The following is a 23,385-nucleotide window of genomic DNA, read 5'->3' on the forward strand; positions in this document are numbered from 1 at the left end:
ACAAGTGTGGGCCATGCCGCATCATGACTGCACGCAGAATAGCCACTAACTGGTAAGCTCATGCCTGCTTGCTGGCAGACCCTGCCACGCACTCCATTAGAAAGAGCCTGCCTTGCACGGGCTCAAAATAACGCAGCGGGAAACGGGAATGGTTGCGATAACCCTTACGCCGAGAATCAAGAATCTCGACAAGATACTGGCGCATTGCCAACGCCGGCGCTACACAGCCAAAAGCACCATCATCTATGCCGGTGATTGCTGCGAAAGCCTGTTCTTCATTGTCAAAGGCTCGGTCACCATCCTGATCGAAGATGACGACGGCCGGGAAATGATCATTGGCTATCTCAACCCCGGAGACTTTTTTGGCGAGATGGGCCTGTTCGGCAAGGAAGGCCAGGCGCAGGAGCGCAGTGCCTGGGTTCGCGCCAAAACCGAATGCGAGGTAGCGGAAATAGGTTATGCCAAGTTCCGCGAACTCAGCCAGCAGGATCCGGACATTCTCTTCACGCTCGGCACGCAAATGGCTGAACGCCTGCGCAAGACCACCCGCAAGGTAGGTGACCTGGCCTTTCTGGATGTGACCGGGAGGGTTGCCCGCACCCTGCTGGACCTGTGCAAGCAGCCGGACGCAATGACCCATCCGGACGGCATGCAGATCAAGATCACCCGCCAGGAGATCGGCCGCATTGTCGGTTGCTCCCGCGAGATGGTCGGTCGCGTGCTGAAAGCCCTGGAAGAGCAGGGCCTGGTGCATGTGAAAGGCAAAACCATGGTGGTGTTCGGCACCCGCTGATCCTTCGCAGTGCAGCGCCGGCAGGCTTTGCCGGCTTGTTCATCGCTGCCCTGGCAGCAGCCCGTCGCGCCTTGCCTTAAGCCCGCCGCGGCACCCTGGATAAATCAAGTTGCGTGTAGCGGCACCGCTGTTTTGACGATTAGCCCTTGGATGCCGATACTGCACCCGAACTGGAGCCAAACAGACAAGGAACCTTCTATTGAAGATGGAGCGTAAGCACAGCCTGTCGATGAAACTGCTGCGTGTAGTGCTTCTGTCGGCACTGGCGATTGGCATAGTGCTCAGCCTTGGACAGATCATTTTTGATGTGGCCAAGACCCGCCAGTTGGTAGCCAGCGATGCGCAGCGCATTCTCGGCATGTTTCGCGATCCCTCGACCCAGGCGGTTTACAGCCTGGACCGGGAAATGGGCATGCAGGTTATCGAAGGCCTGTTCCAGCACGATTCCGTCAGCTATGCCCGCATCGGCAATCCCGATGAGCCGCCCCTGGCCGAAAAAAATCGCCCGTTACAGGATTCCGCCACCCGCTGGATAACCGATGGCCTGCTCGGCCAGAAGCAGACCTTCGGCATCGAGCTTTCCGGCCGCGGCCCCTACAGCGAGCATTTCGGCGACCTCACCATCACCCTCGACACCGCACCTTACGGTCGTGATTTTCTCAGCAACGCATTGGTCATTTTCACTTCCGGGATACTGCGCTCGCTGGCCATGGGCCTGTTGCTGTACCTGGTGTATTACCTGCTGCTGACCAAGCCGCTGAGCAAGATCGTCGAGCACCTGAGCAACATCAACCCGGATCGTCCAGGCGAACACAAGCTGCCGATGATCAAGGGGCATGACAAGAATGAACTGGGCCTGTGGATCAACACCGCCAATCAACTGCTGTCCTCGATAGAGCGCAACGCTGCCCTGCGTAACGAAGCGGAGAACAGTCTGCAGCGCATGGCCCAGTACGACTTTCTCACCGGCCTGCCGAACCGCAAGCAACTGCAGGATCAACTCGGCCAGATCCTTGTGGATGCCGGGCGCATGCATCACCGGGTCGCCGTATTGTGCGTGGGGCTGGATGACTTCAAGAGCATCAACGAGCAGTTTGGCTACCAGATCGGCGATTACCTGCTGCAAGCCCTGGCAGATCGCCTGCGCTGCCACAGCGGGCGGCTGGGTGCGCTGGCACGTTTGGGCGGCGATCAGTTTGCCCTGGTGCAACCGAATATCGAGCAGACCTACGAAGCCGCCGAACTGGCGCAACTGATCCTCGATGACCTGGAGAAAGCCTTCCCCCTGGAGCACCGCGAGGTACGCTTGCGGGCAACCATCGGCATCACCCTGTTCCCGGAGGATGGCGACACCTCCGAGAAGCTGCTGCAAAAAGCCGAACAGACCATGACCCTGGCCAAGAGCCGCTCGCGCAACCGCTACCAGTTCTTCATTGCCAGCCTGGACGCCGAAATGCGCCGCCGGCGCGAACTGGAGAAGCACCTGCGCGAAGCACTGCCGCGCAATGAACTGCATCTGGTCTACCAGCCGCAGATCGACTACCGCACCCAGCGGGTCGTCGGGGTCGAAGCCCTGATTCGCTGGGAGCATCCGGAACACGGCTTCATTTCACCCGACCTGTTCATCCCGCTGGCCGAACAGAACGGCAGCATCATCGTCATCGGCGAATGGGTACTTAGCCAGGCCTGCAAGCAATTGCGCGAGTGGCACGACCAGGGTTTCAGCGGCCTGCGCATGGCTGTCAACCTGTCTACGGTGCAGCTGCGTCACCCCGAACTGCCGCGAATCGTGAACAACCTGATGCAGATGTACCGGTTGCCGGCCAAATCCCTCGAAGTCGAAATAACCGAGACCGGCCTGATGGAGGATGTCAGCACCTCTTCGCAGAACCTGTTGAGCCTGCGCCATTCGGGCGCGCTGATCGCCATCGATGACTTCGGCACCGGCTACTCATCCCTGAGTTATCTGAAAAGCCTGCCACTGGACAAGATCAAGATCGACAAAAGCTTCGTCCAGCAGATTACCGAACACGATGACGATGCCACCATCGTGCGTGCGATCATCCAGCTGGCGAAGAACCTCAAGATGCAGGTGATCGCCGAAGGCGTGGAAAATGCCGAGCAGGAGGCCTACATCATCAATGAGGGCTGTGACGAGGGGCAGGGCTACTTCTACAGCAAGCCCTTGCCAGCGCATGAAATGGCGCTGTTCCTCAAGCGCTCGCGGATGTTGGCCGAGCATCCCAGCTCTGCCTGACAGGCCCTCATCCAGCCCGCAGGCCGCAGTCACCCGCTAGCCGAAATGGCTATTGAGCAGCCAGGCTGTCGCCAGCGCGCCGGCCAGGCAGCCGACCGCGCCGGCCGCCGCCTGCCAGCGAAAGCGACGCACCAGATCATCCTCGGCGCGGCTCGACAGGATGAACGGCTGCGCCTCGCCCGGCTTGAGCAACTGATGCTGCGCCGGGGCCAGACTGGCCTGGCGCTGGCGCCGCGTCGCCGCTATCCCCGCCGCCTGCCGGACCTGTTGCCACTCGGCCGCATCCAGCTGACCACTGGCATCCCGGTCAAAGCGCTGCAGTAACCCGGCAAAATCCTCCTTCCACTCACGCACCAGCGCACCTTGCGCACTGTGCGGGTCAAAAGCCTGTTGCCCGCCGCCGGTGGTGCGGAATTCACCAATCGCATACAGCGGCTCACCGGCATGCAGGCGCTCTTCGGTGTAGCGATAGTGCCGGCCTCCGGTCAGCAGCCCCAGCAGCAAGTTCCGCTGTTCGTCGCGCCGCGGATGCCGTTGATTGCCCGTCCAGACCTCCCGGGTCAGTGGCCGGACTTCGGCGCCCTGCGGATTGATCAGACACTTGCCCGTGGCGTCGGCCAGCTCCAGCCAGACCTCGCTGCTGCCACTCTCGAGCGCCCGCCAGTTGCGCCGCTTGCCATCACGCTCCTGCGCCTCGATCTTGAAGCGCCACCAGACACAGGGCTTGCCCGTCAGCGGGGCAAACACCGGCGTTTCCGGCAACGCCTGGAGAATCCCGAACAGCTCCGTATAGCCCTGCGCGGCAGAGCGGATTTTCGACGTCGGAGTATCCAGCAGGTAGTGCAGTTGCGTCAGCCGCTGCAGGCACCACCAGGCACCGCCGACGCTGGCGGCAGTACTCAAGGCCAGGCCGATGGCCAGCTCGGATGCATCCATGGTTTAACCAAACAACGCCTTGAGGTTGACGTCCGCCGTTTCCGCTTCGGAGAACTGCAGCAACTCGGCGGCCTTGAAACCGAACCAGCGCGCCAGCAGCACATCGGGGAACTGCTCGATGCGCACATTGTTCAGGTTGACCGCTTCGTTATACAGCTCGCGCCGGTCGGCAATGCCGTTCTCCAGCCCGCTGATGCGCTCCTGGAGGAACTGGAAGCCTTGATTGGCCTTCAGCTCGGGATAATTCTCGGCCAGCGCGAACAGCTGCCCGAGGCCCGCACGCAAACCGCTTTCGGCCTTGCCCAGCGCGCCGACATCGGCGCGTTCGCGCGCACTGGCCACCGCATTGCGCGCGGCAATCACCTGTTCCAGGGTACTGCGTTCATGCTGCATGTACTGCTTGCAGGTCTCGACCAGCTTGGGCAGTTCGTCGTGGCGCTGCTTGAGCAGCACATCGATATTCGACCAGGCCTTGCCGATGCCGTGCTTCAGGCGCACCAGTGCGTTGTAGATGATCACGGCATAGGCGCCGCACAGCAGCAGAACAACCAGAAACGCGACACTGACCAGGCTCATGAGGCTCATCCTTTCAGGTAGGTCCGGCCATTCTAGCGAGGCCGGGCAACTTGTGCGTCAGCTGATTTTTCAGCTTTCAAATAATAATGTTTCGCATTACTATTACCGGAAATGCAATACTGCCTGCTGCCCCCTCTTTGCCCTGGAGCACCCCGATGTCGCGTATCCCGTTCGCCGCCAGCCTGCTGGCCATCACCCTGATCCTGACCGGCTGTGGCGACGAGCAAGCCACCGCGCCCAAGACGCCGGCCGCCAGCCAGCCGGCAGCCAGCCACATCGACCCGCAGGCTGCCAAGGCGGTAGTCACGCACTACGCCGACCTGGCCCTGGCCGTCTTCAGTGACGCCCTGAGCACCGCCCAGGCCCTGCAGAGCGCCGTCAACACCCTGCTCGCCACACCGAACGACGCCACCCTGAACGCTGCCCGCGAGGCCTGGCTGGCCGCGCGCAAACCCTACATGCAGAGCGAAGTGTTCCGCTTCGGCAACCCGGTGGTGGATGACTGGGAAGGCCAGCTCAACGCCTGGCCGCTGGACGAAGGCCTGATCGACTACGTGGCGGCGGACTACCAGCATGCGCTGGGCAACCCCGGCGCCCAGGCCAACATCATCGCCAACCGCGAACTGCAGGTGGGCGAAGACACGATCGACACCCGCACCATCAACGCCGAACTGCTGGCCAGCCTGAATGAACTGGGCGGTTCCGAAGCCAATGTCGCCACCGGCTACCACGCCATCGAGTTCCTCCTCTGGGGCCAGGACCTCAACGGCAGCAACCCGGGCGCCGGCAACCGCCCGGCCAGCGACTTTGCCCAGGGTGCCACCTGCACCGGCGGCAACTGCGAACGCCGTGCCGAATTCCTCCAGGCAGCCACCAGCCTGCTGGTCAGCGACCTGCAGTACATGGTCGGCCAGTGGCAAGCCGGCCAGGCCGACAACTACCGCGCCAGCCTGGAAGCCGAACCGGCAGAGGCCGGGTTGCGCAAGATGCTGTTCGGCATGGGCAGCCTGTCACTGGGTGAACTGGCCGGCGAGCGCATGAAAGTCGCGCTGGAAGCCAACTCCACCGAAGACGAGCAGGACTGTTTCAGCGACAACACCCACAACTCGCACTTCTATGATGCCAAGGGTATCCGCAACGTCTACCTTGGCGAGTACCAGCGGGTCGACGGCAGCACCCTCAGCGGCCCAAGCCTGTCCAGCCTGGTGGCCAAGGCCGACGCCCAGACCGACAGCACCCTCAAGGCTGACCTCGCCGCCACCGAAGCCCGGCTGCAGGCCCTGGTCGACAGCGCCAGCAATGGCCAGCACTTCGACCAGCTGATCGCCGCCGACAACCGCGCCGGCCAGCAACTCGTGCGCGACGCCATCGGCGCCCTGGTCAAGCAGACCGCCGCCATCGAGCAGGCTTCGGCCAAGCTGGGCATCAACGAACTGCAACCGGACAGCGCCGACCACCAGTTCTAAACTGGTCGTAGGGTGGGCCTTGGCCCACCGCTGCCAACCTCTGGCCCGACCTGCTGCGTGGCTGCTTTTGGTGGGCTGAAGCCCACCCTACGCCCACCCTGCGCCACCCACGACCAACCTTCCTCCCGCCCAGCCGGCTTGAACCACATGTCCGCATTATTCCCGCTGCGCCCTGCCCTGCTGCTGCTGAGCCTCTGCGGTCTGGGCGGCTGCGGACCCGGGCCCTTCGACCGCGCCGAGCCGGGTGAGGCGCTCTCCGCCGGCACGGCGAGCGTCCGGCAGTTCGACCACAACGCCTTCTCCCAGCCCTCGGCCAACCTGACGCCAAGCCGGCGCCTTGCGTTCAGCGTGGGCAACAGCTTCTTCCGCAACCCGTGGGTGATCGCCCCCTCGACCACCACCGCGCGCGACGGCCTAGGCCCGCTGTTCAACACCAATGCCTGCCAGAACTGCCATATCAAGGATGGCCGCGGCCATCCGCCGGCGGCCAATGCCGCCAGCGCGGTGTCGATGCTGCTGCGCCTGTCGATTCCCGCTCAACCCGGGCAGGCCGCGCAACTGCAGCGCCACGGCGTGATCGCCGAACCGACCTATGGCAGCCAGCTGCAGGACATGGCCATCCCCGGCCTCGCCGCGGAAGGCAAGATCCGCCTCGACTGGGAGTACCGCAACATCCGCCTGGCCGACGGCAGCCAGGTCGAATTGCGCCAGCCGCGACTGCAGCTGAGCGCACTGGGCTACGGCACACTGCACCCGCAGACGCAGTTTTCCCTGCGCAGCGCCCCGCCGATGATCGGCCTCGGCCTGCTCGAAGCCATCCCCGCGGCCGACCTGCTGGCCCGGGCCGACCCCGACGATGCCGATGGCGACGGCATCAGCGGCCGTGCCAACCAGGTCTGGGACGAGGCCCGCGGCGAGCCCGCCCTCGGCCGCTTCGGCTGGAAAGCCGGACAACCCAGCCTGAACCAGCAGAACGCCCACGCCTTTGCCGGCGACATGGGCCTGAGCACCGCCCTGCTGCCGGCCGATGACTGCACCGCGGCGCAAGTCGCCTGCCGGCAGCTGCCCGCTGGCGGTCGCCCGGAGGTCAGCGACGAGATCCTCGCCAGCGTGTTGTTCTACAGCCGCAACCTGGCCGTACCGCTGCGCCGCGGGGTGAACAAGCCGCAGGTGCTGGCCGGCAAGGCGCTGTTCCACCAGGCCGGCTGTGCCGCCTGCCACGTACCGACCTTCACCACCGCCAGCCAGGCCGCCGAGCCGGAACTGGCCAACCAGCACATTCGCCCCTACAGCGATCTGCTGCTGCACGACATGGGCGCCGATCTGGCCGATAATCGACCGGAGTTCCAGGCGGACGGGCGCGAGTGGCGCACCCCTCCGCTGTGGGGGATAGGCCTGACCCGCACCGTCAGTGGCCATACCCAGTTCCTGCATGACGGGCGTGCACGCAACCTGCTCGAAGCCATTCTCTGGCACGGCGGCGAAGGCGAGTCAGCCCGGCAACAGGTGATCCACTTCGATGCCGGGCAGCGCGCGGCGCTGCTGGCCTTTCTCGATTCGCTGTGAGGATTTGCCCATGATCCGCATCACCCGACTGGCCCTCGGCGGCCTGGCCCTGCTGCTGGCTGGCTGCACCCCGCCAGACCCGCAACAGCAGGTCAGCGCAGCACTCGCGCAGCAGGTCCTGCTGCCCGCCTACCAGGTCTGGGCGCAGAGCAGCCGGCAACTGGCCGAAAGCGCCGCCAGCTTCTGCACCGGGCAGCAGGATCTCGCCCGGGCGCGCCAGGCGCTGCTGGCGACGCAAGATGCCTGGGCGACCCTGCAGCCACTCGCCCTGGGCCCGCTCGGCGAAGGCAACCGCGCCTGGCAGGTGCAGTTCTGGCCGGACAAGAAGAACCTGGTCGCGCGCCAGGTCGAAACCCTGCTCAAGGGCGACAGCCCTTTGACCCAGGGCGCGCTGGACCAGGCCAGCGTGGTGGTCCAGGGCCTGAGCGCCTACGAATATGTGCTGTTCGACCCGGCCATAGACCTGGCCGTGCCCGCCACCAGAGCGCGCTACTGCCCCCTGCTGACAGCGATCGGCCAGCACCAGCGGCAACTGGCGGACAGCGTGCTGGCGCAGTGGCAGGCCAATGAGGGGATGGCGGCCCAGCTGCAGGCGTTCCCGAATGCGCGCTATGCCCTGCCGGCCGAGGCCGTTGCCGACCTGTTGCGCACCCAGGTCACCGCCCTGGATGGCCTGAAGAAGAAACTGGCCACCCCGCTGGGCCGGCAGAACAACGCCCAGCCGCAACCCTACCAGGCGGAGAACTGGCGCAGCGACAGCTCGCTGCGCAATCTCTCCGCCAGCCTGCGGGCGGCCGACAGCCTCTGGCAGGGTCACGCCAACGATGGCCTGCGCCGGCTGCTGAACACCGAGCAGCAGGCGCTGGCCAGGCGCATCGATGCCGCCTATAGCACTACCCGCCAGCAGCTCGACGGCATGTCCGCATCCATGCATGAACTGCTCGCCACGGCTGCCGGCCGCCAGCAACTGGGGCGCCTCTACGAGCAGCTGGACCAGCTGCATCGCCTGCATGAGCGCGAACTGGCCAAGGCGCTGGGCGTACAACTGGGCTTCAACGCCCACGACGGCGATTGAGGGCCTGGCGATGACGCACAGCAACCCGCGCCTGCACCGGCGGACCTTTCTCGGCCTGGGCGCAAGCGTCCTCGCCGGCGCCGCCCTGGCCGGCTGGAAACTGGCCAGCAGCAACGGCCAGCCCGTGCTCCTGTCGGCGCGCGACGATGCCGCCGGCCGGCACTACGCCGTCGCCTACCGCCTGGACGGCCAGCCGCTGTTCGCCACCGCTGTCAGCCAGCGCTGCCACGACATCGTCAGCCACCCGCGGCTGCCGCTGGCGCTGTATGTCGCCCGCCGGCCCGGCACCCAGAGCTACCTGCTGGACCTGCGTGACGGGCGCCTCCTGCAGACCCTCGACAGCCCCGCCGACCGCCACTTCTACGGGCATGCGGTGTTCGACCGCCGCGGCGACTGGCTGTACAGCACGGAGAACGACACCCGCGATCCCGGCCGCGGGGTGATCGGCGTGTACCGCCTGGCTGGCCAGCGCCTGCAGCGCCACAGCGAACTGTCCAGCCACGGGATCGGCCCGCACCAGCTGGCCTGGCTGCCCGACGGCGACACTCTGGTGGTGGCCAACGGCGGCATCCGCACCGAAGCCGACAGCCGCACGCCGCTGAATGCCGATGCCATGGACTCCAGCCTGGTGTTGCTGGATCGCCGCGGCCAGTTGCTCGGCAAGGAGCGGTTGGCCCAGCGGCAGAACAGCATCCGCCATCTGGCGGTGGCGGCCGACGGCTGCATCGTCACCGCCCAGCAGTACCAGGGCGACCCGGCGGACGACGCGCCGCTGCTCGCGATCAAGCGGCCCGGGCAGGCCCTGCAGGCCTTCGCCGTCGGCGAAACGCAGCGCCTGGCCATGCAGCAGTACTGCGCCAGCGTGGCGGTCAACAGCCAGCTGCGCCTGATCGCCCTCAGCGCACCGCGCGGCAACCGCCTGTTCATCTGGGACATGGACAGCGCCCGGCTGCGCCTGGAGGAACCCCTGCCCGACTGTGCCGGGGTGGCCAGCAGCGCCCATGGCTTTGTCGCCAGTTCCGGTATCGGCGGCTGCCGTGCCTACGACTGCCGTGGCGCCAGCATCCACGGCCAGCCACTGGCACTGCCGGCCGGACGCTGGGACAACCACCTGCGGCTGACCTGAGACGCACCGCCGCACGGGCAAACCAGCAGCCACTTTGGCGCAACAGATTGTTGCAGGAATAGCTCACCGCAATCTTTTGCAACCCTGCCGCACTTTGGCATTGCCCGCCAGACCGGCACTATGCCGCGAACTGCCAAGGGTTGCGGCCTGTTCAGGGCTTTTCAGCAGGCGCGGGAGACGCGCCCTGTGACTGGCCGCGCAGGCCGTTTGCCCGGCGGTGCGGCGCATGCCGGCCATGCACGATGGCACTCGGACGTTTATCATCGGCGGCAGTTTCACGCAGTTGCCTGGTTGCCGGGCAACCGCCTGCACAAACACCCGACACCCTCATTTGCACTCCATCTGTTTGCCAAGGAACCGGATCATGTTGCGACGCCGCATGCTGATCATGCTGGGTACCACGCTGGCCATTGTGCTGGTACTCGGCTCGTACAAGGGCTACTCGATCTACCAGCAACTGCAGAAACTCGCGGCGCCGCCCAAGCCGGTGTATGTCTCCGCGCAGCCATCCACAAGCCAGCCCTGGCAGTCCAGACTGACCACCGTGGGCAGCCTGACCGCGTTCCAGGGCGTCGAACTGACCTCGGAAACCCGCGGCCTGGTCAAGCATGTGTACTTCGACTCCGGGCAGAAGGTCGTGCGCGGCCAGCCACTGGTGCAGCTCAACAACAGTGTCGAGCTGGCCTCGCTGGCCACCGCCGAGGCTTCGCTGGGCCTGGCCAAGCTGGAGTTCGAACGCGCCCGTGACCTGCTCAAGCGGCAGGCGCTGGCCAAAAGCCAGTTCGACCGTCTGGCCGCCGAGCTGGCCAAATCTGCCGCGCTGGTCGACCAACTGAAAGCCGTACTGGCGAAAAAGCTGATCCTTGCGCCCTTCTCCGGCACCATCGGCATCCGCAAGATCGACGTCGGCAGTCAGCTTTCCAACGGTGCACCGTTTGCCACCCTGCAAGACCTGAGCAAGCTGTACCTGGACTTCTACCTGCCGGAGCAGAACCTGCCCCTGCTGCAAGTCGGGCAAAAGGTCCTGACCAAGGTCTCGGCCTACCCTGACGAACTGTTCGAAGCCAGGATCGTGGCCCTCAACCCCAAGGTCGAGAGCAACACCCGCAATGTGCAGATCCGTGCCAGCCTGGACAACCCGGACGGCAAACTGCTGCCCGGCATGTTCGCCGGCCTGGCCGTGCTGCATGGCGAAGAGGCGGATGCAGTGGTGGTGGCGGAAACGGCCGTCACCTTTACCCTCTACGGCGACTCGGTGTTCGTGGTCGAGCCGAAACTCGGCGAGGATGGCAAGCCGCTGCTGGACCTGGACGGCCAGCCACAGCTGGTCGCCCGGCGGCGCAACGTGGAGAGCGGCGAGCGCCGTGACGGCGTGGTCGAAATCCGCAAGGGCCTCAAGGCTGGCGAGCAGGTCGTCACCAACGGCCAGCTGAAACTCGAAGACGGCATGCTGATCAAGCTGGTTGCCGACCCCGCCACGCTGAAGCCCGCCACCAACTGATTGCGGCCGCCCAAGGACAAACACACGATGGCCTTTACCGATCCCTTTATCCGCCGCCCGGTGCTGGCCACCGTGCTCAGCCTGCTGATCGTGCTGCTGGGTGCGCAAGCCTTCAACAAACTGGCCGTTCGCGAATTTCCGCAGATGGAAAATGCCCTCATCACGGTGACCACCGTGTACCCCGGGGCCAATGCCGAAACCATCCAGGGCTATATCACCCAGCCGATGCAGAGCAGCCTGGCGAGCGCCGAAGGCATTGACTTCATGACCTCCTCCAGCCGGCAGAATGTCTCGACCATCTCGGTCTATGCGCGCCTGGGCACCGATAGCGACAAACTGCTGACCGAACTGCTGGCCAAGGCCAATGAAGTCAAGAGTGGTATGCCGCCACAGGCTGAGGACCCGCTGCTGGAAAAAGAAAGCGATGGTCATGCGCTGATGTACCTGAGCTTCTCCAGCAAAGAACTGAGCATCCAGCAGATCACCGACTACCTGTACCGGGTGGTGCAGCCCAAGCTGGCAACCCTGCCCGGCATGGCCAAGGCCGAGGTCATGGGCAACATGGTGTTTGCCATGCGGGTCTGGCTCAACCCGGCGCGCCTGTCGGCCTATGGCATCACCGCCAATGACGTGAACAACGCCATCCGCCAGTACAACTACCTGTCCACCGCCGGCGAGATCGAAGGCCAGCTGGTGGTCACCAGCCTGAATGCGCAGACCGAGCTGAAGAGCCCCGAAGCCTTTGCCCGCATCCCGGTGAAGATCAGCGGCGACAGCCGGATCCTGCTGGGCGATATCGCACGGGTCGAGCTCGGGTCGGAAAGCTACGACATGGTCTCGTCGATGAACGGCATTCCGTCGGTCTACATCGGCATCAAGGGCACGCCCAGCGCCAACCCGCTGGAACTGATCAAGCACGTGCGCGAACAGCTACCCGAGATCGAGGCGCAGCTGCCGCAGAACCTGCAGCTGAACGTGGCCTACGATGGCACCAAATTCATCCAGGCTTCGATCGACGAAGTGCTCTATACCCTGGCTGAAGCGGTGCTGATCGTGATTGCCGTGGTGTTCCTGTTCCTCGGCTCGTTCCGCTCTGTGCTGATCCCGGTAATCACCATCCCGTTGTCGATGATCGGCGTGCTGTTCTTCATGCAGCTGATGGGCTATTCGATCAACCTGCTGACGCTGCTGGCCATGGTGCTCGCCATCGGACTGGTGGTGGATGACGCCATCGTGGTGGTGGAGAACATCCACCGGCATATCGACGAGGGCAAGACGCCCTTCGATGCAGCCATTCAGGGCGCCCGCGAGATTGCCGTACCGGTAATTTCCATGACCATCACCCTGGCCGCGGTGTATGCGCCGATCGGCTTCCTCAGCGGCCTGACCGGCGCGCTGTTCAAGGAGTTCGCGCTGACCCTGGCCGGCTCGGTGATCATCTCCGGGATCGTCGCCCTGACCCTGTCGCCGATGATGTGCGCCCAGCTGCTGCGCCCGATGAACGACAGCAGCGGCCTGGCGCACCGCCTCGACCTGCTCTTCGACAAGCTCAAGCATCGCTACCAGCGTGCGCTGCGCAGCAGCATGGAGACGCGCCCGGTGATCCTGCTGTTCGCCCTGTTGATCCTGCTGTTGATTCCGGCACTGCTGAGCTTCACCAAGAAGGAACTGGCGCCGGACGAAGACCAGAGCATGATCTACCTGTTCGCCAGCTCGCCACAGACCAACAACCTCGAATACCTGAATGCCAACACTGACCAGTTCCTTGAGGTATTCAAGTCCATTCCCGAATACCAGCGCTACTTCCTGGTCAACGGCTCGGGCGGGGTGCATTCGGCCTTTGGCGGCTTCGGCCTGAGCGCCTGGGGCGAGCGCACGCGCAGCCAGATGACCGTCCTGCCGGAACTGCAGGCAAAACTGAACCAGATCCCCGGGATCAAGGTCTTTGCCTTCAACCGGCCGTCACTCCCGGGGGCCGGCAGCGGCCTGCCGTTCCAGTTCATCATCACCGCGCCAGCCTCCTACGAAACCCTGCTGGATGTGGCCGAACGGGTCAAGGCCAAGGCGCAGGCAAGCAACAAGTTCGCTTTTGTCGACATCGACCTCGACTTCGACAAGCCGGAACTGGTGATCGACATCGACCGCGAGAAAGCCGCGCAGATGGGCGTCTCGATGCAGGATATCGGCCAGTTGCTGGCGACCCTGCTGGGTGAAAGCGAGATCAACCGCTTCACCCTCGAGGGCCGCAGCTACAAGGTCATCGCCCAGGCCGATCCGCAGTTCCGCGACAGCCCGAACTGGATCAACAACTTCTCGGTGCGCAACGCGCAGGGCCAGATGGTCTCGCTGGCCACGCTGGTCAAGGTGAGCGAGCGGGCCCGTCCGGGCCAGCTCAACCAGTTCCAGCAGCTCAACTCGGTGACCATCAAGGGCTTCCCGATTGTCAGCATGGGCGAGGCAGTCAACAGCGTGCTGGAAATCGCCAAGGCCGAATCACCCAAGGGCTTCACCTTCGACTATGCCGGTGCCTCGCGCCAGTTCATCAAGGAAAGCGGGGCATTGACGGCCACCTTCGCCCTGGCCCTGGCGGTGATCTACCTGCTGCTGGCAGCCCAGTTCGAAAGCTTCCGCGACCCGCTGGTGATCCTGGTGACGGTGCCGCTGTCGATCTGCGGCGCGCTGATTCCGCTGTTCCTCGGCTTCGCCACGCTGAACATCTACACCCAGGTCGGCCTGGTGACGCTGATCGGCCTGATCAGCAAGCACGGCATCCTGATCGTCGAGTTCGCCAACCACCTGCGCCTGGAGAAAGGCCTGAGTCCGCGCGAAGCGGTCGAAGAGGCGGCGGCGATTCGCCTGCGGCCGATCCTGATGACCACCGCGGCCATGGTCTTTGGCATGCTGCCACTGCTGATGGCCAGCGGTGCCGGCGCGGTCAGCCGCTTCGACATCGGCCTGGTGATCGCCACCGGCATGTCGGTCGGCACGCTGTTCACCCTGTTCGTCCTGCCGAGCATGTATACCCTGCTGGCCAAGCCGGCGCGGCGCAGCGCGACGAGCGCGAGCGGCAGCTGAAACTGACCGGCAGCGACTCAGTCCGGGTCGCTGCCGACGATGACCCGCCGGCTCAACTCGGGGAAGAACAGGCGCTGCAGTTCCAGGCCCGGTTCTTCGGCACGCATGAAGGCTTCGCCGACCAGGAAGGCATGCACCTCGCTGATCTCCATCAGCTCGACATCGGCGCGGTGCAGGATGCCGCTCTCGGTGATCACCAGGCGCTCCGGCGGAATCTGCGGCAGCAGGTCGAGGGTGGTATCCAGCGACACCTCGAAGGTGTGCAGGTTGCGGTTGTTGATGCCGATCAGCGGCGTATCCAGCAGCGCCAGCGCCCGTTCCAGCTCGGCGCCGTCGTGCACCTCGACCAGCACATCGAGGCCGAATGCCTTGGCGGTCGCGGCCAGCTCGGCCATGCGCCCGTCGTCCAGCGCCGCGACAATCAGCAGGATGCAGTCGGCACCCAGCGCGCGCGCCTCGACTATCTGGTAGGGGTCGACCATGAAGTCCTTGCGCAGCACCGGCAGCCGGCACGCCGCACGGGCCTGCTGCAGGTACTCGTCGGCGCCCTGGAAGAAGTCCACGTCGGTCAGCACCGACAGGCAGGTAGCCCCGCCCTGTTCGTAGCTGCGGGCAATCTCGGCCGGCACGAAGTCCTCGCGCAGCACGCCCTTGCTCGGCGAAGCCTTCTTGATTTCGGCGATCACCGCCGGCTCGCGCAGCGCCACCCGCGCCTGCAGGGCACGGGCAAAGCCGCGCGGGGCATCCGCGGCACGCGCCAGCCCTTCGAGCTCGCCGAGGCTGACCCGCGCACTGCGCTCGGCCACTTCGGTGAACTTGCGGGCGATGATGTTTTCCAGAATGGTCGGCAGGCTCACGCTTGATTCTCCTGACGGAAGACCGCGGTGAAGGCCGCCAGCTCGTCCATTTTTTCCCGTGCCAGGCCGGTATGCAGCGCATCGTGGGCCAGGCGCACACCCTCCACCAGGCTGCTCGCCAGATCGGCGGCATACAAGGCAGCGCCGGCATTCAGCACGATCATGTCGCCGGCCTTGCGGCCGAGTTCGGTCTTGCGCCGGCCGAGGGCATCGCGGATCAGCTCCAGCGAGGCCTGCGGCCCGCTGACATCCAGCCCGATCAGGGTCTGGCTGTGCAGGCCGAGGTCTTCCGGGCTGACCTCGTATTCGCGGATCTCGCCGCCCTGCAGCTCGGCCACGTGGGTTGGCGCCGCCAGGCTGAACTCATCCAGGCCGTCGCGCGAATGCACCACCAGCACATGCTCACTGCCGAGGCGCTTGAGCACTTCGGCCAGTGGCCGGCACAACGCCTGGTTGAACACGCCGACCACCTGATGGCGCACACCGGCCGGATTGGTCAGCGGGCCGAGCATGTTGAAGATCGTGCGCAGGCCCAGTTCGCGGCGCGGTACCGCGGCGTGCTTCATCGCCTTGTGATGCACCTGGGCGAACATGAAGCCCACCCCGACGCTGTCGATGCAGCGCGCCACCTGTTGCGGCGTCAGCTCCAGGTAGACCCCGGCCGCTTCCAGCAGGTCGGCGCTGCCGCTCTTGCCGGACACCGCGCGGTTGCCGTGCTTGGCCACCTTGCCGCCCGCCGCCGCCACCACGAAGGCAGCGGCCGTGGACACGTTGAAGATGTTCGCCCCGTCGCCACCGGTGCCGACCACGTCGACCACGTGCGCCAGGTCCGGCAACTCGACCTTGCTCGCCAGCTCGCGCATCACCGACACGGCGCCGACAATCTCGTCGATGCTCTCGCTCTTCATGCGCAGGCCCATCAGGAAGGCGGCAATCTGCGCCTCGCTGCACTGGCCGGTCATGATCTCGCGCATGACGTCCTGCATCTCCTCGGTGCTCAGGTCGAGCTGCGCCACCACCCGATTGAGGGCTTCCTTGATGTTCATCCGCGTACGCCCCCGCTCTGCTTGAGGAAGTTGGCAAACAGTTCATGGCCCTGCTCGGTCAGGATCGACTCGGGGTGGAACTGCACACCTTCGATATTCAGCGTCTTGTGCCGCAGGCCCATGATCTCGTCCACCGAACCATCGGCCAGCTGGGTCCAGGCGGTGATTTCCAGGCACGCCGGCAGGCTCTCGCGCCTGACCACCAGCGAATGGTAGCGGGTCACGGTCAGCGGATTGTTCAGGCCGGCGAAGACGCCCTGGTCATGGTGGAACACCGGGCTGGTCTTGCCGTGCATCACCTGGCGCGCGCGCACCACCTCGCCGCCAAAGGCCTGGCCGATGCTCTGGTGGCCGAGGCAGACACCGAGGATCGGCAGCTTGCCGGCGAAGTGGGCGATCACCGCCAGCGACACGCCGGCTTCGGTGGGCGTGCACGGGCCGGGGGAAATGACGATGCGCTCAGGCTGCAACGCCTCGATCTCGGCCACCGTCAGTTCGTCGTTGCGGATGACCTTGACCTCGGCGCCCAGCTCGGCCAGGTACTGCACCACGTTGTAGGTAAAGGAGTCGTAGTTATCGATCATTAACAGCATGGTGTTCTCCCTGAGCCAGGTTCTGCTGCGTGTGTTCGGCCAGCGCCACCGCACGGAACATGGCGCGGCGCTTGTTCAGGGTTTCTTCCCACTCCAGCGCCGGTACCGAGTCGGCGACGATGCCGCCACCGGCCTGTACGTGCAGCTCGCCGTTCTTGATCACCGCGGTACGGATCGCAATCGCCGTGTCCATGTTGCCGTTCCACGCCAGATAGCCCACCGCGCCGCCGTAGACGCCGCGCTTGACCGGCTCCAGCTCGTCGATGATTTCCATCGCGCGGATCTTCGGCGCGCCGGACAGGGTCCCGGCCGGCAGGATCGCGCGCAGCGCGTCCATCGCGCTGAGGCCCTGCTTCAACTGGCCGTTGACGTTGGAGACGATGTGCATGACGTTGGAATAGCGCTCGATCACCATCTGCTCGGTGACCTTCACCGTGCCGGTCTCGGAGACACGCCCGGCATCATTGCGCCCGAGGTCGATGAGCATCAGGTGTTCGGCGATTTCCTTGGCATCGGAGAGCAGATCCTGCTCCAGCGCCAGGTCGGCCTCCTCGGTGGCCCCGCGCGGACGGGTGCCGGCAATCGGGCGCACCGTGACCAGGCCATCCTCGACCCGCACCAGCACTTCCGGCGAGCTGCCGACCACGTGAAAGTCGCCGAAGTTGAAGAAGTACATGTATGGCGTCGGGTTGAAGCAGCGCAGCGCGCGGTACAGGTCGATCGGCGCGGCGGAAAAGTCGATGCTCATGCGCTGCGACGGCACCACCTGCATGCAGTCGCCGGCGAGGATGTACTGCTTGATGGTGTCGACCGCGCGCTCGTAGTCCTCGCGGGTGAAGCTGGAGCGGAAGGTCGGCTCGGCGCTGGCCTCCAGCGCGGTGAAATCGAGGCCGCGGCGCGGGGTGATCGGCTGGCGCAGCTGCTCGAGCAGCTCGGCCAGGCGCGCCTGGCCACGTTCATAGGCATCAGTTTCACTCGGGTCGGCCAGCACGATGGCGTGCAGCTTGCCGGCCAGGTTGTCGAACACCACCACCGCGTCGGAGACCATCAGCAGGATATCGGGGTTGCCCAGCGGATCAGGGTTCGGGCATTTGGCCAGCTTGCGCTCGACATAGCGCATGCAGTCATAGGCGAAGTAGCCGACCAGACCACCATTGAAGCGCGGCAACCCGGCAATCGGCGCCACCTGGTAGCGCTCCTTGAACGCCTCGACAAAGGCCAGCGGGTCGGCACACTCGTGCTGCTCGGTTTCCTGGCCATCGACGCTCACCGTCACCTGGTGCTCGCAGGCGCGCAGGATGGTGCGGCAGGGAAGGCCGATGATCGAGTAACGCCCCCACTTCTCGCCGCCCTGCACCGACTCGAGCAGGTAGGAGTAAGGTGCATCGGCAAGTTTCAGGTACAGCGACAGCGGCGTATCGAAATCCGCCAGGGTTTCAAAGGCAAGCGGAATGCGGTTGTAGCCTTCAGCGGCCAAACGCAGGAATTCTTCGCGGGTCATGATCAGCCTCGTGGCTTGAGGGTATTTCGGTCAGGTGCAAACAGGCCGGCGCTGCCGGCCAGGGCGAGATCAGGTGCGCCAGCGCCAGCGGGCCACGGCCTTGATCACGTTCATCCAGTGCTTGCGGATAGCCGCCACGATCAGATCTCTTGCGGGGATTGGGTTGAGTTGGCGCAACACTACCCGAGCCTCCAGGCCGAATCAACCAGCTGGCGCAGGTCCGCCAGCACCAGCCGGGGGTTTTCCTCGCTGATCGGCCGCCCGTGGTTGTAGCCATAGCTGACCGCCACACAGGGCACGCCGGCAGCGCGGGCGGCCAGCACGTCATTGCGCGAGTCGCCGATAAACAGCGCCTGCTCGGGGGGCACGGCCGCCTGCGCCAGCACCCAGTGGAGGGCCGCCGGATCGGGTTTCTGCAGCGGCAGGCTGTCGCCGCCGACCATCCAGCGGAAGTAGCCGGCCAGGCCCTTCTCGGCCAGCAGCGGGCCGACAAACTGGCTCGGCTTGTTGGTCACCAGGGCCATCGGCACCGCGTGCGCCTGCAGCCAGTCGAGGCATTCGCGCACGCCCGGATAGACGCGGCTGAGTGCGTGGTTGCCGGCATAGGCCTGGAGGAACAGCTGATGCGCCTGCCCGGCCAGTGCGTCAGCCACGGCGGCGTGCTCCAGCTGACCGGCCAGCGCCCGCCGGACCAGCACCATGGAGCCATTGCCGACCCATTCGCGCACCCTGGCCACGCCCGCGGGCGGACGCCCCAGCTGCATCAGCATGCAGTCCACCGCCGCCGCCAGGTCGGGAACCGAATCGAGCAGGGTGCCGTCCAGGTCGAACATCACCAGCCGCGGCAGCTGGCCGGCAAACAGGCTTTCGAGTGGGGTCACCCGCGCACCTGGGCCAGTTCGGCGCGCATGGCGTCGATCACGGCCTGGTAGTCCGGCTGGTTGAAGATCGCCGAACCGGCAACGAAGGTATCGGCACCCGCCTCGGCGATGGCACGGATGTTCTGCACATTCACCCCGCCGTCGATTTCCAGGCGAATGTCGCGCCCGGAGGCATCGATCAGGGCCCGCGCCTCGCGCAGCTTGTCGAGGGTGCCGGGGATGAACTGCTGGCCGCCGAAGCCCGGGTTGACGCTCATCAGCAGGATCATGTCGACCTTGTCCATCACGTGCCTGAGCACATCCAGCGGGGTCGCCGGGTTGAACACCAGGCCGGACTTGCAGCCACCGGCGCGGATCAGCTGCAGGGAGCGGTCGACATGCTCGGAGGCTTCCGGGTGGAAGGTGATGTAGCTGGCGCCGGCCTCAATGAAGTCGCCGATGATGCGATCCACCGGCTTGACCATCAGGTGCGCGTCGATCGGCGCAGTGATGCCGTACTTGCGCAGCGCCGTGCAGACCAGCGGGCCGATGGTCAGGTTGGGCACATAGTGATTGTCCATCACATCGAAGTGGACGATGTCGGCGCCGGCGGCGAGCACCTTGTCGACTTCCTCGCCGAGGCGGGCGAAGTCGGCGGACAGGATCGACGGGGCAATGGCAAACGGCTGCATGGCGTACCTCGGGGCAGATTCACGATGGCGCGCATTGTAGCCTGAGCGCCCCGCAAGGCGGTTGTCCATGTAGGTTGGGTTGAGCGCAGCGAAGCCCAACAGGGAGACAGCCAATGCCTGCTGCTGGGCTTCAGCGCTGCGCGGTTCAACCCAGCCTGCCGGCCTGCAGGGGGTTATTCGTGACTGGCCGAGGTGCGCATTTTCTCGCTGCGCCCGCGCAGCCACTCGAGGGTCAGCAGCAGGACGATGGAGAAGCCGATCAGCAGGGTGGCCGCCGCGGCGATGGTCGGCGACAGGTTCTCGCGGATGCCGCTGAACATCTGCCGTGGCAGGGTGGCCTGCTCCGGGCCGGCAAGGAACAGGGTGACCACCACCTCGTCGAACGAGGTGGCGAAGGCAAACAGCGCGCCGGAAATCACCCCCGGCGCGATCAGCGGCAGGGTCACCCGGAAGAACGCGGTCAGCGGCGACGCGCCCAGGCTGGCCGCGGCGCGCACCAAGTTGTAGTTGAAGCCCTGCAGGGTGGCCGACACGGTGATGATGACGAACGGCACGCCGAGCACCGCATGCACCACGATCAGCGAGATATAGCTGTTGCCCAAGCCCAGCGGGGCGAAGAACAGGTAGCTGGCCACGCCGACGATGACCACCGGCACCACCATCGGCGAGATCACCAGGCTCATCACCAGCGCCTTGCCGCGAAACTCGCCGCGGGTCAGGCCGATCGCCGCCAGGGTGCCGAACACCATGGCCAGCACGGTGGCGGCCGGGGCGACGATCAGGCTGTTCTTCAGCGAACGCATCCAGTCGGCCGAGGCGAAGAAGTCCTGGTACCAGTGCAGCGAGAAGCCCTGCAACGGATAGACCAGGAAGCTGCCCGAGTTGAACGACAGCGGCACGATCACCAGCACCGGCAGGATCAGGAACAGCAGCACCAAGCCACAGAGGCTGCGCAGGGTGTAGAACCACACACGTTCGACGGGGGACATATAGGGACTGAGCATGTGCTTTCTCCTTAACTCAGGCGCAGCCGGCTGGCGCCGACCAGCCAGCTGTAGACCACGTAGAGCACCAAGGTAGCGAGCAGCAGCAAGCCGCCCAGCGCGGTGGCCATGCCCCAGTTGATGCTGGTGTTGGTGTAGAAGGCGACGAAGTAGCTGACCATCTGGTCGGTCGGGCTGCCGAGCAGCGCCGGGGTGATGTAGTAGCCGATCGCCAGGATGAACACCAGCAGGCAGCCGGCCCCGACCCCGGCCAGGGTCTGCGGGAAATACACCCGCCAGAAGCTGGCGAAGGGGTGGCAGCCGAGCGAGATCGCCGCGCGCATGTAGCTCGGCGAAATACCCTTCATCACGCTGTAGATCGGCAGGATCATGAACGGCAGCATGATGTGCACCATCGCGATGTACACCCCGGTACGGTTGAACACCAGCTCCAGCGGCTTGTCGATCAGGCCCAGGCCGAGCAGCGCGCTGTTGATCAGGCCGCCGGACTGCAGCAGCACGATCCACGCCGCCACCCGCACCAGGATCGAGGTCCAGAACGGCAGCAGCACCAGGATCATCAGCAGGTTGCTCTGCCGCGATGGCAGGTTGGCCAGCAGGTAGGCCAGCGGATAGGCCAGCACCAGGCAGAAGGCGGTGATCACCAGGCCCATCCAGAAGGTGCGGGCAAAAATGTCCAGGTAGATCGCCTGATCCGGGGTGGCCGCGGCCAGCTCACCGAGGTCGTCGATGCGATGGTCCAGCGCGGCCAGCAGGTAGTAGGAAGTCAGGCTGCTGCTGTTGCGGCGGATGGTCTGCCAGTAGGCCGGGTCGCCCCAGCGCTCGTCGAGGCCTTCCAGCGCTTCCTTGTAGGAGGCCGGCTCGCTCTTGAACGGCAGCGCGCGGGCGGTTTTCGAGAGCAGGCTGCGGTAGCCGGCCAGCTCCATGTTCAGGCGCTTGGACAGATCGCCGAGTGTCTGATTCTTGCGTGCGGCAGTCAGGTCGAGGCTCAGCGCCTGGTACACCGGCTCGGCGGGCAGGGCCTTGCCATCCCACTGCGCAATGGCTTCCACCGTGCGCGGCAGGCTGCCAACCACCTCCGGGTTGCCCACGCTCTTGTACAGCAGGGCGACAATCGGCAGCACGAAGATCAGCGCCAGAAACAGCACCAGCGGCAGGATCAGCACCTGCGCCTTGAGCCGGTTGACCCGCTCGGCACGCGCCAGGCGCTGTTTCAGACTGGGTCCGGTGACCGTGGTGAGAGGCTCTGCGATAGCCATAGTGAACTCCGCTGGAATAAGGCCGCGCGGACGCGGCCAGGGGTAAAGCGTTAACTCCCCTCTCCCGCGGGCGGGAGAGGGCTGGGGGTGAGGGGGTAGTGAGCAGCCCCTCTCCCCCAGCCCTCTCCCCAGCGGGAAGAGGGAACTCCCGACCCTACTTGGCCGCCCAGGCGTTGAAGCGCTGCTCCAGCTGCTCGCCATAGTCAGCCCAGAACACCACGTCCATCGGTACCTGGTTGGCGATGTTTTCCGGGGTAGTCGGCATGTCCTTGAGCAGGGCCGGCGGCAGCAGTGCCACCGCCTGCTTGTTGGCCGGACCGTAGGCGATGTTTTCCGAATAGGTCTTCTGCTGTTGCGGCTGCACCGAGAAAGCGATGAATTTCTGTGCCTCGGCGAGGTCTTTCGCGCCCTTCGGAATGGCCCAGGAGTCGAAGTCGTAGATCCCGCCGTTCCACACCACCTTGAGGTTGCTTTCGTTCTGCACGGCAGCGATGCGGCCGTTGTAGGCCGAGCTCATCACCACGTCACCCGAGGCGAGGTACTGCGGCGGCTGCGCGCCGGCTTCCCACCACTGGATGCTCGGCTTGAGCTGGTCGAGTTTCTTGAACGCGCGGTCAACCCCTTCCGGCGTGGCCAGCACCGTGTAGACATCCTTGGGCGCCACGCCATCAGCCATCAGGGCGAATTCCAGGGTGTACTTGGCGCCCTTGCGCAGGCCGCGCTTGCCGGGGAATTTCTGCGTATCCCAGAAATCGGCCCAGCCGGTCGGTGCGCTGGCCAGCTTGTCGGCGTTATAGGCGAGCACTGTCGACCAGACGAAGAACCCGACGCCGCACGGCTGGATGGCACCCGGGATAAAGTCCGCAGGATTGCCGAACTGCGCCGGCTCGAGGGTTTCGAACAGGCCCTCGTCGCAACCGCGGGCCAGTTCCGGCGACTCCACCTCGACCAGACTCCACGACACGCTGTTGGTATCGACCATGGCTTTCACCTTGGCCATCTCGCCGTTGTATTCGCCGGCGATGACCTTGCCGTTGCCGGCCGCTTCCCAGGGCGCATAGAACGCCTTGGCCTGGGCATTCTTGTTCGCCCCGCCAAAGGACACCACGGTCAGGTCGGCAGCCATGCTTGACGCGGCAAAGGCCAGCCCCAGGGTCAGGGCGGTAAGCTTGAGTGAGCTTTTCATTTTGTTCTCTCCACAA

At 65.2% G+C, this 23,385-nt stretch carries 19 protein-coding genes; 8 read left to right on the forward strand and 11 right to left on the reverse strand.

Going from position 1 to position 23,385, the window contains the following annotated elements:
• Positions 1-148: 148 nt before the first annotated feature.
• Together crp and ISX93_RS00095 are read left to right on the forward strand one after the other, a co-directional pair.
• Entirely contained in the window at positions 149-793 is a 645-nt protein-coding gene (gene crp / locus ISX93_RS00090; RefSeq protein WP_195776659.1) for a cAMP-activated global transcriptional regulator CRP, read from the forward strand.
• A gap of 205 nt (positions 794-998) precedes the next feature.
• Entirely contained in the window at positions 999-3,050 is a 2,052-nt protein-coding gene (locus ISX93_RS00095) for a putative bifunctional diguanylate cyclase/phosphodiesterase (protein ID WP_374987642.1), read from the forward strand.
• Between the two features lie 36 nt (positions 3,051-3,086).
• On the opposite strand, the gene ISX93_RS00100 is transcribed toward ISX93_RS00095, so the two are convergent.
• Together ISX93_RS00100 and ISX93_RS00105 are read right to left on the reverse strand one after the other, a co-directional pair.
• On the reverse strand, positions 3,087-3,986 hold the full coding sequence (locus ISX93_RS00100; protein WP_195776661.1) for a GIDE domain-containing protein: 900 nt from the start codon (positions 3,984-3,986) through the stop codon (positions 3,087-3,089).
• Between the two features lie 3 nt (positions 3,987-3,989).
• Positions 3,990-4,562, reverse strand: coding sequence for a LemA family protein (locus ISX93_RS00105; protein ID WP_195776662.1), 573 nt, complete (start codon positions 4,560-4,562; stop codon positions 3,990-3,992).
• A 155-nt stretch (positions 4,563-4,717) separates the two neighbouring features.
• Here ISX93_RS00105 and ISX93_RS00110 point away from each other — a divergent pair, with 155 nt between their 5' ends.
• The 6 genes from ISX93_RS00110 to ISX93_RS00135 all read left to right on the forward strand — a co-directional run bounded on the left by ISX93_RS00110 (position 4,718) and on the right by ISX93_RS00135 (position 14,371).
• On the forward strand, positions 4,718-6,028 hold the full coding sequence (locus tag ISX93_RS00110) for an imelysin family protein (RefSeq protein WP_195776663.1): 1,311 nt from the start codon (positions 4,718-4,720) through the stop codon (positions 6,026-6,028).
• Between the two features lie 147 nt (positions 6,029-6,175).
• Positions 6,176-7,594 carry a di-heme oxidoreductase family protein gene (locus ISX93_RS00115; RefSeq protein ID WP_195776664.1) on the forward strand — a complete coding sequence of 473 codons (1,419 nt, stop codon included), beginning with the start codon at positions 6,176-6,178 and terminating at the stop codon, positions 7,592-7,594.
• Positions 7,595-7,604: 10 nt separating this feature from the next.
• Positions 7,605-8,669 (forward strand): imelysin family protein, encoded by a 1,065-nt coding sequence (locus ISX93_RS00120; RefSeq protein ID WP_195776665.1) that lies wholly within the window; start codon positions 7,605-7,607, stop codon positions 8,667-8,669.
• 31 nt (positions 8,670-8,700) lie between these two features.
• Positions 8,701-9,795, forward strand: a complete 1,095-nt coding sequence (locus tag ISX93_RS00125; RefSeq protein WP_195777169.1) for a DUF1513 domain-containing protein — start codon at positions 8,701-8,703, stop codon at positions 9,793-9,795.
• A gap of 364 nt (positions 9,796-10,159) precedes the next feature.
• Positions 10,160-11,296: an efflux RND transporter periplasmic adaptor subunit gene (locus ISX93_RS00130; RefSeq protein WP_195776666.1), complete on the forward strand. Its 1,137-nt coding sequence runs from the start codon at positions 10,160-10,162 to the stop codon at positions 11,294-11,296.
• A 27-nt stretch (positions 11,297-11,323) separates the two neighbouring features.
• Positions 11,324-14,371 (forward strand): multidrug efflux RND transporter permease subunit, encoded by a 3,048-nt coding sequence (locus tag ISX93_RS00135; RefSeq protein ID WP_195776667.1) that lies wholly within the window; start codon positions 11,324-11,326, stop codon positions 14,369-14,371.
• A 17-nt stretch (positions 14,372-14,388) separates the two neighbouring features.
• Here the strand turns inward: ISX93_RS00135 and trpC are convergent, their stop codons facing one another.
• The 9 genes from trpC to ISX93_RS00180 form a co-directional block, all read right to left on the reverse strand.
• Complete coding sequence (gene trpC, locus ISX93_RS00140) at positions 14,389-15,228, reverse strand: indole-3-glycerol phosphate synthase TrpC (protein ID WP_195776668.1); 840 nt, start codon at positions 15,226-15,228, stop codon at positions 14,389-14,391.
• A complete protein-coding gene (trpD, locus tag ISX93_RS00145) occupies positions 15,225-16,274 on the reverse strand; it encodes an anthranilate phosphoribosyltransferase (protein ID WP_195776669.1) in 1,050 nt (349 codons plus the stop codon). The genes trpC and trpD overlap by 4 nt, the downstream gene beginning before the upstream one ends.
• Positions 16,271-16,867, reverse strand: a complete 597-nt coding sequence (locus tag ISX93_RS00150; protein WP_195776670.1) for an aminodeoxychorismate/anthranilate synthase component II — start codon at positions 16,865-16,867, stop codon at positions 16,271-16,273. Before ISX93_RS00150 ends, trpD begins: the two co-directional genes overlap by 4 nt.
• Positions 16,848-18,368, reverse strand: a complete 1,521-nt coding sequence (gene trpE / locus ISX93_RS00155; RefSeq protein WP_195776671.1) for an anthranilate synthase component I — start codon at positions 18,366-18,368, stop codon at positions 16,848-16,850. The genes ISX93_RS00150 and trpE overlap by 20 nt, the downstream gene beginning before the upstream one ends.
• 179 nt (positions 18,369-18,547) lie before the next feature.
• Positions 18,548-19,249, reverse strand: coding sequence for a phosphoglycolate phosphatase (locus ISX93_RS00160; RefSeq protein ID WP_195776672.1), 702 nt, complete (start codon positions 19,247-19,249; stop codon positions 18,548-18,550).
• On the reverse strand, positions 19,246-19,920 hold the full coding sequence (gene rpe / locus ISX93_RS00165) for a ribulose-phosphate 3-epimerase (protein WP_195776673.1): 675 nt from the start codon (positions 19,918-19,920) through the stop codon (positions 19,246-19,248). The genes ISX93_RS00160 and rpe overlap by 4 nt, the downstream gene beginning before the upstream one ends.
• Before the next feature lie 173 nt (positions 19,921-20,093).
• Positions 20,094-20,924 (reverse strand): ABC transporter permease, encoded by an 831-nt coding sequence (locus tag ISX93_RS00170; RefSeq protein WP_195776674.1) that lies wholly within the window; start codon positions 20,922-20,924, stop codon positions 20,094-20,096.
• An 11-nt stretch (positions 20,925-20,935) separates the two neighbouring features.
• Positions 20,936-22,183 (reverse strand): ABC transporter permease, encoded by a 1,248-nt coding sequence (locus ISX93_RS00175; protein ID WP_195776675.1) that lies wholly within the window; start codon positions 22,181-22,183, stop codon positions 20,936-20,938.
• Between the two features lie 154 nt (positions 22,184-22,337).
• A complete protein-coding gene (locus ISX93_RS00180; protein ID WP_195776676.1) occupies positions 22,338-23,369 on the reverse strand; it encodes a polyamine ABC transporter substrate-binding protein in 1,032 nt (343 codons plus the stop codon).
• Between the last annotated feature and the right edge of the window lie 16 nt (positions 23,370-23,385).

It is taken from the genome of Pseudomonas sp. N040 (assembly GCF_015637705.1).
Classification (GTDB): domain Bacteria; phylum Pseudomonadota; class Gammaproteobacteria; order Pseudomonadales; family Pseudomonadaceae; genus Aquipseudomonas.

Bases quoted from the DNA above. Each gene is read 5' to 3' on its own strand.
- ISX93_RS00120 (WP_195776665.1), top strand. From the start codon at position 7,605: ATGATCCGCATCACCCGACTGGCCCTCGGCGGCCTGGCCCTGCTGCTG.
- trpE (WP_195776671.1), bottom strand. From the start codon at position 18,368: ATGACCCGCGAAGAATTCCTGCGTTTGGCCGCTGAAGGCTACAACCGC.
- ISX93_RS00135 (WP_195776667.1), top strand. From the start codon at position 11,324: ATGGCCTTTACCGATCCCTTTATCCGCCGCCCGGTGCTGGCCACCGTG.
- ISX93_RS00095 (WP_374987642.1), top strand. From the start codon at position 999: ATGGAGCGTAAGCACAGCCTGTCGATGAAACTGCTGCGTGTAGTGCTT.
- ISX93_RS00110 (WP_195776663.1), top strand. From the start codon at position 4,718: ATGTCGCGTATCCCGTTCGCCGCCAGCCTGCTGGCCATCACCCTGATC.
- rpe (WP_195776673.1), bottom strand. From the start codon at position 19,920: ATGCAGCCGTTTGCCATTGCCCCGTCGATCCTGTCCGCCGACTTCGCC.
- ISX93_RS00175 (WP_195776675.1), bottom strand. From the start codon at position 22,183: ATGGCTATCGCAGAGCCTCTCACCACGGTCACCGGACCCAGTCTGAAA.
- trpD (WP_195776669.1), bottom strand. From the start codon at position 16,274: ATGAACATCAAGGAAGCCCTCAATCGGGTGGTGGCGCAGCTCGACCTG.
- ISX93_RS00100 (WP_195776661.1), bottom strand. From the start codon at position 3,986: ATGGATGCATCCGAGCTGGCCATCGGCCTGGCCTTGAGTACTGCCGCC.
- ISX93_RS00150 (WP_195776670.1), bottom strand. From the start codon at position 16,867: ATGCTGTTAATGATCGATAACTACGACTCCTTTACCTACAACGTGGTG.
- crp (WP_195776659.1), top strand. From the start codon at position 149: ATGGTTGCGATAACCCTTACGCCGAGAATCAAGAATCTCGACAAGATA.
- ISX93_RS00170 (WP_195776674.1), bottom strand. From the start codon at position 20,924: ATGCTCAGTCCCTATATGTCCCCCGTCGAACGTGTGTGGTTCTACACC.
- ISX93_RS00115 (WP_195776664.1), top strand. From the start codon at position 6,176: ATGTCCGCATTATTCCCGCTGCGCCCTGCCCTGCTGCTGCTGAGCCTC.
- ISX93_RS00130 (WP_195776666.1), top strand. From the start codon at position 10,160: ATGTTGCGACGCCGCATGCTGATCATGCTGGGTACCACGCTGGCCATT.
- ISX93_RS00105 (WP_195776662.1), bottom strand. From the start codon at position 4,562: ATGAGCCTGGTCAGTGTCGCGTTTCTGGTTGTTCTGCTGCTGTGCGGC.
- ISX93_RS00180 (WP_195776676.1), bottom strand. From the start codon at position 23,369: ATGAAAAGCTCACTCAAGCTTACCGCCCTGACCCTGGGGCTGGCCTTT.